At 63.2% G+C, this 13,157-nt stretch carries 9 protein-coding genes and 1 riboswitch; of the genes, 8 read left to right on the top strand and 1 reads right to left on the bottom strand.

Annotated elements, in window-relative coordinates:
* The first annotated feature begins 10 nt into the window (after nt 1-10).
* The 8 genes from IB267_RS03310 to IB267_RS03275 all read left to right on the top strand — a co-directional run bounded on the left by IB267_RS03310 (nt 11) and on the right by IB267_RS03275 (nt 11,890).
* Nucleotides 11-1,183, top strand: a complete 1,173-nt coding sequence (locus tag IB267_RS03310; RefSeq protein WP_192446385.1) for an MFS transporter — start codon at nt 11-13, stop codon at nt 1,181-1,183.
* Nucleotides 1,184-1,513: 330 nt separating this feature from the next.
* Nucleotides 1,514-1,968, top strand: a riboswitch (cobalamin riboswitch).
* Nucleotides 1,969-2,102: 134 nt separating this feature from the next.
* On the top strand, nt 2,103-2,627 hold the full coding sequence (gene cobU, locus IB267_RS03305; RefSeq protein WP_192446384.1) for a bifunctional adenosylcobinamide kinase/adenosylcobinamide-phosphate guanylyltransferase: 525 nt from the start codon (nt 2,103-2,105) through the stop codon (nt 2,625-2,627).
* Between the two features lie 3 nt (nt 2,628-2,630).
* Nucleotides 2,631-3,695 (top strand): cobalamin biosynthesis protein CobW, encoded by a 1,065-nt coding sequence (gene cobW / locus IB267_RS03300; RefSeq protein WP_192446383.1) that lies wholly within the window; start codon nt 2,631-2,633, stop codon nt 3,693-3,695.
* A 103-nt stretch (nt 3,696-3,798) separates the two neighbouring features.
* The gene (gene cobN / locus IB267_RS03295; RefSeq protein WP_192446382.1) at nt 3,799-7,581 is read left to right on the top strand and encodes a cobaltochelatase subunit CobN; all 3,783 of its coding nucleotides are present in this window, start codon (nt 3,799-3,801) and stop codon (nt 7,579-7,581) included.
* A 136-nt stretch (nt 7,582-7,717) separates the two neighbouring features.
* Nucleotides 7,718-8,362 (top strand): cob(I)yrinic acid a,c-diamide adenosyltransferase, encoded by a 645-nt coding sequence (gene cobO / locus IB267_RS03290; protein ID WP_043617391.1) that lies wholly within the window; start codon nt 7,718-7,720, stop codon nt 8,360-8,362.
* The gene (locus tag IB267_RS03285; RefSeq protein ID WP_192446381.1) at nt 8,362-8,787 is read left to right on the top strand and encodes an EamA family transporter; all 426 of its coding nucleotides are present in this window, start codon (nt 8,362-8,364) and stop codon (nt 8,785-8,787) included. Before cobO ends, IB267_RS03285 begins: the two co-directional genes overlap by 1 nt.
* Before the next feature lie 100 nt (nt 8,788-8,887).
* On the top strand, nt 8,888-10,348 hold the full coding sequence (locus IB267_RS03280; protein WP_192446380.1) for a hypothetical protein: 1,461 nt from the start codon (nt 8,888-8,890) through the stop codon (nt 10,346-10,348).
* 81 nt (nt 10,349-10,429) lie between these two features.
* Nucleotides 10,430-11,890, top strand: coding sequence for a hypothetical protein (locus tag IB267_RS03275; protein WP_192446379.1), 1,461 nt, complete (start codon nt 10,430-10,432; stop codon nt 11,888-11,890).
* Nucleotides 11,891-11,908: 18 nt separating this feature from the next.
* Here the strand turns inward: IB267_RS03275 and IB267_RS03270 are convergent, their stop codons facing one another.
* Entirely contained in the window at nt 11,909-12,529 is a 621-nt protein-coding gene (locus tag IB267_RS03270; RefSeq protein ID WP_246810536.1) for an isoprenylcysteine carboxylmethyltransferase family protein, read from the bottom strand.
* Between the last annotated feature and the right edge of the window lie 628 nt (nt 12,530-13,157).

The following is a 13,157-nucleotide window of genomic DNA, read 5'->3' as shown; positions in this document are numbered from 1 at the left end:
TAACGCAAGAATGGTCGGTGAGAGCTATGCTGCGGTGCTGCGCGGGGATGGTGTCGTCCGTCTCGTGATCGCGACATCGATAAGTCGAATGACCACGTCGATGCTGAGCCTATCCCTTCTGATCGCGGTGTCGAAAAGCACGGGCTCAGTCGTGGATGCGGGCGCGGTCCTGTTCGCGCACGCCGTTGCCTTGGCCTTGATCGCCCCCGCTGCCGGCCGCCTCGTCGATCGTTTCGGTTCGCGGCGAACTCTTTTTGTGTTCGTCGGGTTTCATACCCTGTCCTATGTGGCGGTGGTCTTCGCGCTCGTCCATCAGTTGTCGGCCGCCTATCTTCTCTTGGCTGCCGCGGCCCTGGGTGCGACGACGCCGCCATCGGGGTCCGTCGTCCGGGCCAGTTGGCCGCATCTCGTGCCCGAGAGCAATCTATCGAGTGCCTATGCGCTCGATACAGTCATCAACTCGAGCACCTTCATACTCGGGCCCATCCTGGTCGGTGCCTTGCTCTATGTGATGCCGCCAAACATGATCGTGGGGTCGTGCGCTGTCGCAAAGGTCGTTGGCGACATGCTGATCGCCAACAGTCCCATGGCATGGAAGGCCACCGAGCGCCGTCCGCGAAAGCTGTTTTCCGTCCTGGCGAACGCTCCGCTGGCGCTGCTTTTGGCGATCGTCGCCCTCGACACCTTTACGATTGGTGCCATGCAGATTGGCGCGGTGGCGAGCGTCACGGCCACCCTGGCAGGTGTTCTTCTCGGTGGATTTGCCGCCGGCGAGGTTTTCGGCGGCATTTTCTATGGCGCGCTGCGCGCGCAACCTTCAGTGAAGCGCGGCATGATTGCCTTTCACCTGGTGACGGCCTGCTTTTTCATCTTGATGAGCATGACCTCAGACCCTTGGCTTCTGTTGCTGCTCTATCTCGGTGCCGGGGTTTTCAGCGGAGCCCGGGATGCGCTCGGCCAGCTCGCTGTCGGGCTGAGTGCCCGACCGGAGGATCGAACCGAGGCGTTTGGCTGGCTTACCAGCTTTATGTGGGCCGGCTACGGGCTCGGCACGCTTTTGTCCGGAAACCTCGGTGAAGGCTGGGGGGCGAGCGCCATTTATCTGGCCGCAGCCGCAGTCTCGACGACAGCGGTGATCGCGACGTGCTGGCTGAAGATCGTCAACCCTCAACCGAAAGAGTAGCGCTCCCGGGGGTCGATTACCGCACGGTCCACAGAACCATGCGGTCGAACGCGCGATCGCCGAACCATTTGCGGATATTGATCATCATGCTGGCGAATTTGCCTCGGAACAGAGGTGCGCCAGAGCTTGAGGGCGCATTGGCGCATTCTGGTAGCGATTTGGCACAAAATGAGAGTGTAAGGGCTCGAGCCACGGGTGGAAGGCAGGCGGATGCGCGACCGTTCTTCGCGGGCCGCGGCCGTCCGTTCGCGGCTCGACAAATCGTCGCGTGGCGCAACTCGGCCGGGGAGGCGTCGCATGCGTCGATTGACTTTGCGCGGTCCGGTTCCTAATCATCGGCTGTTGGATGGTTCCTCCGCGTCGTGGCGACACGGGGGAAAAATTGGGAATGTGACGGATGGACCCAAATCGGGCATCCTTATCGCAGCCGACCCCGCGACTGTAGAACGGTCAGGGTTCGCCATCGGGTTTGGTGCCGGGCTGTCGGCCGGTTGCATGGGCAGCCGGGGCAGATCGGGGATCAAGCCGGAAAAGCCACTGGCGTGGCATCGTGATCAGCCGGGTTGGACGCCTCTTCTTCTACGAATCGTCCGCCTTTCACGAAGCCGCCCGCAGCGCCCGCGCGTCGGAGATGACGTGCAAAAGGTTCGCTGTCGGAAAAACGCCGGGAAGGTGAGGCGGGCCGTTCGGGTCCTGACATCGGAACCTTGCCCTTTAAGGGCGAGGCGATGTTTGGCCCCGTGACGCCGTGAGCCAGGAGACCTGCCATCCGGCATGGGCATTCCGCCCGAGGAGACGTTTGTCTCCAACGCCATCACGGAGGTTGTTTTGGCTCGCAGATGTTTTCAAGAACGCGCCCTTGGCGCGCCCGACGGCCGTTGCCGCATGCCGCTGATCTCGGCGTGTTGAGGCGGCGACGATGAGCAGTCTCAGCGCCGGCCCCGTGCTGGTCCTCGGCGGCGCCCGTTCCGGCAAGTCCGGCTTTTCCGAGCGGCTGGTCGAAGCGTCCGGCCTCACCCGACATTATGTCGCCACGGGACGCGCCTGGGACGACGAAATGCGCGCGCGCATCGACCACCACCGGATAAGCCGCGGCGAAGGCTGGACGACGCATGAGGAGCCGGTCGATCTCGTCGGCGTGCTCAGCCGCATCGACGATCGGGCCAACGTGGTCCTGATCGACTGCCTGACGCTGTGGGTCACCAATCTCATGCTCGAAGAGCGCGACATCGCGGCGGAGTTTGCCGCGCTTGCCGCGTATCTGCCCGATGCGCAGGCGCGTCTCGTATTCGTTTCCAACGAAGTCGGCCTCGGCATCGTGCCCGAGAACCGCATGGCCCGCGAATTCCGCGACCATGCCGGCCGGCTTCACCAGATCGTTGCGGAGAAATCCGCTGAAGTTTACTTTGTCGCGGCCGGTTTGCCGCTGAAAATGAAGGGTTGAAAAATGACCACTGCGAGAGCCAACCAGGGCAAGATCCCGGCGACCGTCATCACCGGCTTCCTTGGCGCCGGCAAGACCACGATGATCCGCAACCTGCTGCAGAATGCCGACGGCAAGCGCATCGCGCTGATCATCAACGAGTTCGGCGATCTCGGCGTCGATGGCGACGTGCTCAAGGGCTGCGGTGCGGAGGCCTGCACCGAGGACGATATCATCGAGCTCACCAATGGCTGCATCTGCTGCACGGTTGCTGACGATTTCATCCCGACCATGACCAAGCTGCTCGAGCGCGAAAACCGTCCCGATCACATCATCATCGAAACCTCGGGTCTCGCTTTGCCGCAGCCGTTGATCGCGGCCTTCAACTGGCCGGATATCCGCAGCGAAGTGACCGTCGATGGCGTTGTCACCGTGGTCGACAGCGCGGCCGTTGCCGCCGGCCGCTTTGCCGACGACCACGACAAGGTCGATGCGCTGCGCGTCGAGGACGACAATCTCGACCATGAAAGCCCGATCGAGGAACTGTTTGAGGACCAACTGACCGCTGCCGACCTCATCGTTCTCAACAAGACCGACCTCATCGACGCCTCCGGCCTCAAGGCCGTGCGCGACGAGGTCTCTTCGCGCACCAGCCGCAAGCCTGCGATGATTGAGGCGAAGAACGGCGAAGTTGCCGCTGCCATCCTGCTCGGCCTCGGCGTCGGCACGGAAAGCGATATCGCCAACCGCAAGTCGCACCACGAGATGGAGCACGAGGCGGGCGAGGAGCACGATCACGACGAATTCGACAGCTTTGTCGTCGAGCTCGGCGCGATCGCCGATCCCTCGGCCTTCATCGATCGCCTGAAGGGCGTGATCGCAGAGCATGACGTGCTGCGCCTCAAGGGCTTTGCCGACGTACCCGGAAAGCCTATGCGCCTCCTGATCCAGGCGGTCGGCGCCCGCGTCGACCAGTATTATGATCGTGCCTGGGCTGCCGGCGAAAAGCGCGGCACGCGGCTCGTCGTCATCGGCCTGCACGACATGGACGAGGCGGCGGTGCGCGCTGCGATCACCGCACTGGTCTAGATCGTTCCTTGAGTGAAATGATCTAACACATTGAAATGATGCAGTTTCGGGCGGAGGCAGCTTTCAGCGTTTCCGTCCGGGATTGCCCGAACGGACAAGACGAATGCATCTGCTTCTCGCCCAGAAAGGAACGATCGCCGACGGCAACGAAGCGATCGACCTTGGGCAAACGCCGGCCGATATCCTGTTCCTGTCTGCCGCCGACACCGAGCTCTCCTCGATCGCCGCAGCCCATGGTCGTCGCGACGGCGGCTTGAGCCTGCGCATCGCCAGCCTCATGAGCCTGATGCACCCGATGTCGGTCGATACCTATGTCGAGCGCACGGCGCGCCATGCCAAGCTGATCGTCGTCCGGCCGCTCGGTGGCGCCAGCTATTTCCGCTATCTGCTCGAAGCCCTGCATGCCGCAGCCGTCACCCACCGGTTCCAGATCGCGGTGCTGCCGGGCGACGACAAGCCGGATCCGGGGCTTGAGCCTTTCTCCACCGTCGCAGCCGACGACCGCCAGCGCCTCTGGGCCTATTTTACCGAAGGCGGCGCCGACAATGCCGGCCTCTTCCTCGACTATGCCGCGGCGCTGGTCACCGGTGCCGAGAAGCCGCAGCCAGCCAAGCCGCTGCTGAAGGCCGGAATCTGGTGGCCGGGTAAGGGCGTGATCGGGGTTTCGGCGTGGTTGCAGGTCGTCGCCGGCTTTGATGCCGACAAGACGGACAGGGTGGAATTCGAACCAACCATCGCCATCTGCTTTTACCGCGCCCTCGTCCAGAGCGGCGAGACACGGCCGGTCGAGGCGCTGATCGACGCGTTGGCGAAACAAGGTGTCCGCGCGCTGCCGGTCTTCGTCTCCAGCCTCAAGGATGCCGTTTCCGTCGGCACGCTGCAAGCGATCTTTGCTGAAGCTGCACCCGACGTGGTGATGAACGCCACCGGTTTTGCCGTCTCGTCGCCCGGGGCCGATCGCCAGCCGACCGTGCTGGAATCGACCGGTGCGCCTGTCCTGCAGGTGATCTTCTCCGGCTCGTCGCGGGCACAGTGGGAAACGTCGCCGCAGGGGCTGATGGCGCGCGATCTCGCCATGAACGTTGCCCTGCCGGAGGTGGACGGCCGTATTCTTGCTCGCGCGGTCTCGTTCAAGGCGGCGTCGATCTACGACGCCAAGGTCGAGGCCAATATCGTCGGGCACGAGCCGCTCGAAGACCGGGTGCGCTTTGCCGCTGATCTTGCGGTCAACTGGGCGAAGCTGCGCCGGGCAGAGCCGCCTGAGCGCCGTATCGCCATCGTCATGGCCAACTATCCGAACCGCGACGGTCGCCTCGGCAATGGTGTCGGGCTTGATACCCCAGCCGGCACCGTCGAAGTGCTGCGTGCGATGGCGAAAGAGGGTTATGCCGTTGCCGATATCCCGGACGACGGTGACGCGCTGATCCGGTATCTCATGGCCGGCCCGACCAATTCGGCAAGCCATGATCGCGAAATCCGCGAGTGCATTTCGCTGAACGATTACAAATCTTTCTTCGATTCGCTTCCGAAACAGATTCAGGATCAAGTCGCGGGCCGCTGGGGTGCGCCGGAAGTCGATCCCTTCTTCCTCGATGGTGCCTTCGCGCTGCCGCTCGCCCGCTTCGGCGAGGTGATCGTCGGCATCCAGCCGGCACGCGGCTACAACATCGATCCGAAGGAAAGCTACCATTCGCCGGACCTCGTGCCGCCGCATGGTTATCTCGCCTTCTATGCTTACCTCCGCCAGCAGTACGGCGCGCAGGCGATCGTGCACATGGGCAAACACGGCAATCTCGAATGGCTGCCGGGCAAGGCGCTGGCGCTGTCGGAGACCTGTTATCCCGAGGCGATTTTCGGTCCACTGCCGCACATCTATCCCTTCATCGTCAACGATCCGGGCGAAGGCACGCAGGCCAAGCGCCGCACCAGCGCCGTGATCATCGACCACCTGACGCCGCCTTTGACGCGCGCCGAGTCCTACGGGCCGCTGAAGGATCTGGAAGCGCTGGTCGACGAGTACTACGACGCCGCCGGCGGCGACCCGCGGCGCCTGCGTCTGCTCAGCCGCCAGATCCTCGACCTCGTGCGCGACATCGGCCTCGACAGCGACGCCGGCATCGACAAGGGCGACAGCGACGACAAGGCGCTGGAAAAACTCGACGCCTATCTCTGCGACCTCAAGGAAATGCAGATCCGCGACGGCCTGCACATCTTCGGCGTGGCGCCGGAAGGGCGGTTGTTGACGGATCTGACCGTGGCGCTCGCACGTGTGCCGCGCGGTCTCGGCGAGGGCGGCGACCAGAGCCTGCAGCGGGCGATCGCAGCGGATGCGGGGCTCGCCCTCGACCCGCTCGACTGCGTCATGTCCGACACCTGGACGGAGCCGAAACCGGCACTCCTCGCCAACCTCTCGGACGCTCCCTGGCGCACCGCCGGCGATACGGTAGAGCGCATCGAGGTTCTGGCCGCACATCTCGTTGCCGGCGAACTGGCCTGCCCGGAAAGCTGGACCAACACCCGCGCCGTGCTCGACGAAATCAAGACCCGCCTCAAGCCCTCGATTTCGGGCTCCGGCGCTGCGGAAATGGCGGGCTTCCTCACCGGCCTCAGCGGCGGCTTTGTCGCCCCCGGTCCCTCCGGGGCGCCGACGCGCGGCCGACCGGACGTGCTGCCGACGGGGCGCAATTTCTATTCCGTCGACAGCCGTGCGGTGCCGACGCCCGCTGCCTACGAGCTCGGCAAGAAATCCGCCGAACTCCTGATCCGCCGCTATCTGCAGGATCATGGCGAGTGGCCATCCTCCTTCGGGCTGACGGCCTGGGGCACGGCGAACATGCGCACCGGCGGCGACGACATCGCCCAGGCTCTGGCGCTGATCGGCACTAAACCCACCTGGGACATGGTCTCGCGCCGGGTGATGGGCTACGAGATCGTGCCGCTTGCGGTGCTCGGCCGCCCGCGCGTCGACGTCACCTTGCGCATTTCCGGATTCTTCCGCGATGCCTTCCCGGATCAGATCGCGCTCTTCGACAAGGCGATCCGCGCCGTCGGCGCGCTGGAAGAGGACGATGCCGACAACATGATCGCGGCGCGCATGCGGGCGGAAAGCCGGCGGCTGGAGGCCGAAGGCGTCGCGGCGGCCGAGGCAGCGCGTCGCGCCTCCTACCGCGTCTTCGGCGCCAAGCCCGGCGCCTATGGTGCCGGCCTCCAGGCATTGATCGACGAGAAGGGCTGGGAAACCAAGGCCGATCTCGCCGAGGCCTATCTCACCTGGGGCGCCTATGCCTATGGCGCCGGCGAAGAGGGCAAGGCCGAGCGCGATTTGTTCGAGGAGCGTCTGCGCACGATCGAGGCGGTGGTGCAGAACCAGGACAACCGCGAGCACGATCTGCTCGACAGCGACGACTATTACCAGTTCGAAGGCGGCATGAGCGCGGCCGCCGAACAGCTCGGCGGACACCGCCCGGCGATCTATCACAACGACCATTCCCGGCCGGAAAAGCCGGTGATCCGCTCGCTCGAAGAGGAGATCGGCCGCGTGGTCAGGGCGCGTGTCGTCAATCCCAAGTGGATCGATGGCGTCATGCGCCATGGCTACAAGGGCGCCTTCGAGATCGCCGCCACGGTCGACTACATGTTCGCCTTTGCGGCGACCACGGGGGCCGTGCGCGACCACCATTTCGAGGCGGCCTATCAGGCATTCGTCGTCGACGAGCGGGTGGCGGATTTCCTGCGCGACAAGAACCCGGCCGCTTTTGCCGAACTGGCCGAACGTTTCCTCGAAGCGATCGACCGCAATCTCTGGACCCCGCGCTCGAACTCGGCGCGATTTGAACTCGCCGGTATCGGCACGGCCGCAACGCGGCGTCGCGCCGGCAACGAATAGAGCGGTTCCGGGCTGGCGGTTTTCCGTCCGGAATTGCTTGGAAACAAAGACCTGGTTCCGTTTCACTGTTCAGTGAAGGAACCGAAGCGGGACAAGGGCAGCTGCCCATCCCGACTTGAGAACCGAGGGAGTGATCATGAGCGACGAGACGACAGTAGGCGGCGAAGCCCCGGCCGAGAAGGATGATGCCCGCCACGCCATGAAGATGGCGAAGAAGAAGGCGGCACGCGAAAAGATCATGGCGACGAAGACCGACGAAAAGGGTCTGATCATCGTCAACACCGGGAAGGGCAAGGGCAAGTCGACCGCCGGCTTCGGCATGATCTTCCGCCATATCGCCCATGGCATGCCCTGCGCCGTCGTGCAGTTCATCAAGGGTGCTATGGCGACCGGGGAGCGTGAGTTGATCGAGAAGCATTTCGGCGACGTCTGCCAGTTCTATACGCTGGGCGAAGGTTTTACCTGGGAAACGCAGGACCGCGCCCGCGACGTGGCAATGGCCGAAAAGGCCTGGGAAAAGGCGAAGGAACTGATCCGCGACGAGCGCAACTCGATGGTGCTGCTCGACGAGATCAACATTGCTCTGCGCTACGACTATATCGACGTCGCCGAGGTCGTGCGCTTCCTGAAAGAAGAGAAGCCGCATATGACCCACGTGGTGCTCACCGGCCGCAACGCCAAGGAAGACCTGATCGAGATCGCCGACCTCGTCACCGAGATGGAGTTGATCAAGCATCCGTTCCGCTCCGGCATCAAGGCGCAGCAGGGCGTCGAATTCTGATGAGCCAGAGCTGGCAGTTCTGGGCACTGCTGTCGGCGGCCTTTGCTGCGCTCACGGCCGTGTTTGCCAAGGTCGGGGTTGCGCAGATCAACTCCGACTTCGCGACGCTGATCCGCACCGTCGTCATCCTCGGCGTGATCGCCGCCATCGTTGCGGCCACCGGACAGTGGCAGAAGCCATCGGAAATCCCCGGGCGCACCTGGCTGTACCTGGCGCTGTCGGGCCTTGCGACCGGCGCCTCCTGGCTTGCCTATTTCCGCGCGCTGAAGCTCGGCGACGCCGCCCGTGTCGCGCCGATCGACAAGCTTTCGATCGTTATGGTCGCGATCTTCGGCGTGTTGTTCCTTGGTGAAAAGCTCAATCTGATGAACTGGCTCGGCGTTGTCTTCATTGCAGTGGGGGCATTGTTGATCGCAGTTTTCTGATTCTCAGCGCGCCTGCCTCCTGTGAATTTGTTCCCGTAATGTTCGCCTCAATCAAGCCGCAATCCTGATACACGAAATGGTTGTGAACTGGGAGAGCTGCATGTGGGATGGTGACGATAGGCGCAAGCGCCTTGAAAGGGACTATCCTTCCTTTGCAGCGTCAGTGACGGTTGCGCTGGCGGTCACCTGGGCTGCCGTCCACCTCGCGACATCGGCTTCGCTCTGCCCCTTTAAGCTCATTGTTCCCCTCCTCAGTATCTTTCCGGCAATGGTTGCGGCGCGGTTGACGATCGCGTTCAGCCGACCGGTTCGCAATACCTGGCAGTTGCTGGCGCTTTCCTGCATCTGTGGTTTCGGCACGGTTGCCGGGTTTGTCGGCGTCTACACTCTGACCACGTATTTTGCGAGTTGGGACCCCGGTGGATATGCGGTGCCTTATGCGGTGCTGGCGCGTTACGGACCGGCGTCCGATCTGCTGGTGTTCTCGGTCGCCGGTGCGCTCATGGCCGGGGCGACCTTGGGGCTGTGGCTGCTGCGAGACGGGCGGGTGCAACGCAATGGCGCTGATGGCGAACCGGGCGGGACGGCCGCTTCGATGCCTTCGGTGGTTGTCGCGCACGAGCCGTACATTCGCAGCCGCCAATCGCGGGCAGACGAACGCTACTTCTGGCTATCGATTTTCATCGGCCCCTTGGTCGTTATCCTGCCGCTGATAATTCTGGAGATGATTTTCTGGCCGCAAAACGCGATCAGCGCAGACAAATTGCCGTGGGCGGTGCTGAGATACTATTTCGGTGGCACTTACGCCGTCGCAATCAGCGCGGTGCTGGTTCTTGCGTTCGTATCCAATCGCTCACGCCGCTCGGCCTGGCTTGCGGCCCTATTTATCGGCTTGCACGTCGGAGCGGTCTTCACGCTTCTGTTTGATTATGCAGACAATACCGCCAGCAATCAGGCGTTTCTGTTGCTGTTCGGCGGCCTTCTCGGCGCTCTTTCGGCTGCCATCTGCGCCGCGATGTGGTTTCCCGATCGGCGTGGCCTTGGTGGGCAGACTGCGGAACAGACAGCGTCAGCGCGGGATCTGATGCGTGGGCTGGTGATCGCCGGCTTTGCGGCACCCACTGTGGCTGCGCTTGTTTGCTGCCTTTTGGCCGTCGCCGCGCAAATGTTTGGCATCGCGCCCCAGGACCTGTTCAACGGTGGCAGGCGGGTTGGCGCGGCAGAGACGTGGGTCTTGAACTATCGGGTCTGGGCGGCTGTGGCCTTGATGACGATGATGCTCGACCAGTTTCTCAAAGACAGGGCCGCCCGGCCGGGCGTCGCCATCGTCATCTTCTCGCTTGCAGCCTTTCTCGTCGGCTGCCTGAGGACGAAGCTCGCGATCCAGCCTACCAGCGGACGCGCCGTTGTCGGCATCCTGGGCCAACCGAAAGGCGACCGGGCGGACAGACGCTTTCATGGACGCGGGCACAGCTCTTCGGGTGTCTTGGGGACCGGCAGTGCGGCTTCGACAATCGCGGCTTGCGAGCGGCGCGAATCTGACCGCGATACCGGCTGCTAAGTACAATGTTCTTGAAATGTTCGTAGATTTACGACAATCCTGCCTGCACGACAGGGTTGAGCGTTGGCGAGGGAAAGCGGCATGGATGTCATGGAGAATTGGCGTGGGCGCCTCGCGCGGGAATATGTTCCGTTTTCGACATGGGTTGCGGCGGCATTCGTGGCGGCCGGCACGGTCGTCGGCTGTTTAGCGGCATCGGAAACTGCCGGTCTTCCGGTTCTAATGTTTGTCGTACCATTTCTCTGCGCCTTGCCTGCGATGAGTTCGGCGTGGCTGACGGTCACCCTCCGGCGGTTTCTCCATGAAAGGTGGCAGCTTCCAGCACTCTCCGCCGCTTGTGCTTTCGTGACGATGGCTGGCTTTGCCCTCGTTTACGTAATTGCGGCTACCGTGGCGAGGTGGGATCCCAGCGAAAATGAACCTTCTTTTGTTTGGCCAGGCGATGCGCGTGCGGCTATCATCGGCTTGCTGCAAGAGGCCGTTTTCTACGTCCTCCTTCCGGCTGGAATTGGCGCGCTGGTGGCAAGTATCAGTGCGGCGCTTTGGTTGTATCGCGAGGGACGAAAGCCACAGGCAGGCGGCATCGAAGCCGCGGATGGAACGATCGCTGTTGCACCAGCGGTCGAGGCGAATGGGCAGACGGGCAAAGCCAATCGTGAAGAGCGCTATTTCTGGCTCACGACCGCATTGGGTCCGGTCATCGTTGTCTTTCCGATAGCCTTTCTCCTGGATGTGCTTTCTTCCCCCGGGAACGCCAACGGAAGGGTGCTGCCATTGCTGTGGTTCGTGCTGAGGCTCTACTACGGCGGGACATTTGCCGCCGCCGTCTCCGCGGTTCTGATGCTCACGCTCGTCTTCAAGCGCTCCCGTTGGTCAGCCTGGCCAGCTGCACTCTGCGTCGGCCTTCATGCCGGCGCGATATTCCTGCTTCTGTTCGCTCCTTCGGAGGGCAATGCTGAAACACAATCGGATCTGCCGCTGATCGGCGGGGCCGCCGGCGCCCTGTCTGCGGCCGCCTGTGCGGCGATATGGTTTCCCGATCGACGCCGGCAAACCTTGGGAGACACGTGGGCAGAGGCGCCGCTGAGGGGATGGGCGTTGGCGCGCCACTTGATCGTCGCCGGTCTCGTCGCACCGCTCATCGCAGCCTTCGCTTATGGCGTCTTCGTCGCTGCCTCGCCGTGGACATTTCCAGATGCCACGTTCATCGGGCGGTTGCGGGCATTCGATCCCGAAATCTGGGCCATCGCTTACAGGATCTGGGCAGTCGTGGCGCTGCAAGCGCTGGCGCTACGCTTCCTGCTTGCGGCAGTTGTGGTGGGGCCAATCGGTTTCATCCCCCTGCTGTTCTTGATGTTCCTGTTTACGGGCAGCCTGGGCCACAGCCTCGACGATTACGTCATGTCGACGCCCATGCCGATTTCGTTCGCGTCCTTCTTCGAGCTTGGTTTGCCTGGCCTCGTGGCTGCGCTTGCGGCCCTCTATTTTATCGACCGTGAGCGACCACGCCGCGCAGTCGAGGTGGGCAATGCTGCCGCCTGAGGCGGCAGCATTCCGAGGTCACACCCACCGGCGGACACGCCTGCAATAGGCATCGTAGGCGTCGCCGAAGGCGCGGGCGAGGTGGGTTTCCTCCATGCGGATCTGGTAGGAAATCGAGATCCAGGCCGAGAGCGCCAGCGCCACCGAGACGACGTTGGGCACCGCCAGCACCGTGCCGATGAGCGCGGTCACCATCCCGACATAGATCGGGTTGCGCGAGAAGGCATAGAGGCCGTTGGTCACAAGCGGCGTATCCTGCTTTTCAGGGATGCCGATCTTCCAGGAATGGCGCATCGCCCATTGCGACAGCATCGTCAGCCCGCCGCCGAGCGTCATCAGCGCCAGCCCGACGGCGTGAAGGAGGGGCGTGTCGAGCGCCGGAATCCTTCCGAGGGCGGCATCGACGGATGCCGGGAGCATGGCGACCGCCAAAAGGTGGATCACCGGCGCCGCGACGATCAGGCGGAAAAGCTTGCCCGCAAACCCCTCGGCATCGTCGCCATAGGTCAGCACGACCGGCGAGCGGCCGGATTGTACGCGGCGGAGGATCGCCAACGCCAGCGTGGACAGTCCGACGACGAGCATCAGCATGGCGGGAAGGGTGGTACATGGAAACCTCTGGAGCGAGCGGAGTGACAAGACAGGCGCGTTCGCCGGGTAGGCTCTCCCTGTGAGCGTCTGCCTGGCGAAGCATTCTGGATTACCTTGAAATCTCTAGTGACTAGAGGTGCAAGTGCCGGGCTTGTCCGACTTTCGTCATGGTTACCGGATCTTTTGCCGAGGTCTGGAGGCTGTCCTCGTCGTCCGCCGTGTCGGAAGGGTGGCAAAATTCGAGGCTTGATGGCCGCTCCTTCTGCCGGGCGATTGTATAGGCAGGAAGCCGCACCCATGTTAGAGCGTCGACAGGCTAAATACGGGTGAACCTTGAAGAATACTCTCAAAGCTGCGCTTGGTGTCGCATCGATCTTGCTGTTCTTGTCATCAGGCGTGGCGGGGCAGGCGCAAACCGTGAAGAGCGGTGCGTCACGGGGCCAGGAAACGTCGGCCAGCCAGAAGGCGAAACCGAAAACCAAAACGACGCGCAAGCAAAGGGCCGCGGATGAAGCCAAGGCCAAGGCGCTCGCCGAAGCGCGCCGCCCACGGCTCTGCAAGACCCGGGACAACGAATGCGGCTATGGCGCAGGTCCGGTCGGAGAACAGTGCTCGTGCTGGTCGAAATCCGGTGCGCCGGATCTTGGCATAACTGTCAGACGTTGATCGCCCGCGA

Source organism: Ensifer sp. ENS09 (assembly GCF_014852425.1).
Classification (GTDB): Bacteria; Pseudomonadota; Alphaproteobacteria; order Rhizobiales; family Rhizobiaceae; genus Ensifer.
This window is presented reverse-complemented; position numbering and strand designations above follow the sequence as displayed.